Source organism: Vibrio sp. Vb0937 (assembly GCF_033338855.1).
In genome coordinates, this window is record NZ_JAWOTK010000224.1 from 1 (window position 1) to 1337 (window position 1337).

Annotated in this window: 2 protein-coding genes; both read left to right on the forward strand. The window is 50.6% G+C overall.

Annotated elements, in window-relative coordinates; all coding sequences use genetic code 11:
• Positions 1–355, forward strand: a 355-nt coding sequence (locus R7P67_RS24610) for a proline racemase family protein (protein ID WP_318086290.1), incomplete at its 5' end; no start/stop codon positions are given.
• Positions 356–373: 18 nt separating this feature from the next.
• Positions 374–1337, forward strand: a 964-nt coding sequence (locus tag R7P67_RS24615; protein ID WP_318086291.1) for an aldehyde dehydrogenase family protein, incomplete at its 3' end; no start/stop codon positions are given.

Here is a 1337-nt window from a genome sequence, read left to right on the forward strand (position 1 = left end):
CACGGTTTGCGGCGTTTCCCATGTACTTTGGACAGGGAAACCAACGCAAGACGGCGCAACGGCTCGCAATGCCGTTTTTTATGGCGATAAAGCGCTCGACCGATCGCCATGTGGAACCGGCACGAGCGCACGTATGGCGCAATGGCACGCGAAAGGAAAACTCAAATCAGGCGAAGATTTCGTGCATGAAAGCATCATCGGCAGCCTATTTAACGGCCGTATTGAGGGCATCACCGAAGTAAACGGGCAAACGGCGATTTTGCCGAGCATTGAAGGTTGGGCACAAGTGTATGGACACAACACCATTTGGGTCGATGACGAAGACCCGTACGCGTACGGATTTGAAGTGAAATAAGGACAGTAAGGAAGAACAATGAATTCGCAAAACTCACAGGTGTTTTACGCCACCAACGCCTTTACCGGTGAACTATTAACGACGGCGTTTCCCGTTCATGGCGAGATAGAAGTTAACCAAGCTGCAGAAGCTGCAGCCAAAGTTGCACGCAGCTTTCGCCGACTCAGCAACGAAAAGCGCGCCAACCTACTCTGCTCTATTGCGTCAGAGTTGGAAGCAAGACGTGAAGATATTGTCGCGTGTGCACATTTAGAAACAGCGCTTCCACAGGCACGTTTAGAGGGGGAAGTCGGCAGAACGGCGAACCAGCTACGATTGTTCGCAGATGTTGTAAAATCGGGCAGTTATCATCAAGCTATCTTCGATACACCAAATCCTGAACGCCAACCTCTACCAAAGCCTGACATTCGTCGCCAACAAATTGCCATTGGCCCTGTCGCCGTCTTTGGCGCTTCGAACTTTCCGTTAGCATTCTCAGCCGCGGGTGGCGATACCGCATCTGCACTTGCGGCTGGCTGTCCGGTTATTGTTAAAGGTCATACCGCGCACCCGGGAACGAGCCAAATCGTCGCCGAATGTATTGAAAACGCACTGAATAAAGAAGACCTGCCTTCAGCTATTTTTACTTTGCTTCAAGGTAACAAACGTGAACTTGGCCAAGCGTTAGTGACACATCCAAAGATTAAAGCCGTTGGGTTCACAGGCTCAGTTAGTGGAGGGCGTGCCTTATTCAACCTTGCTCAACAGAGACCGGAGCCGATCCCTTTTTATGGAGAACTCGGCGCCATTAACCCAACCTTTATTCTCCCAGAAGCGATGAAGAACAACGCTTCACTTGCAGAGCAGTTTGTCGCATCAATGACCATGGGTTGCGGCCAGTTTTGTACAAAACCGGGAGTAGTGTTCGCGTTGAGTACTCCAGAAACACAAGCCTTTATCGAAACCGCTCAGGCTTTGATTCGTCAACAGTCCCCTTCTACAC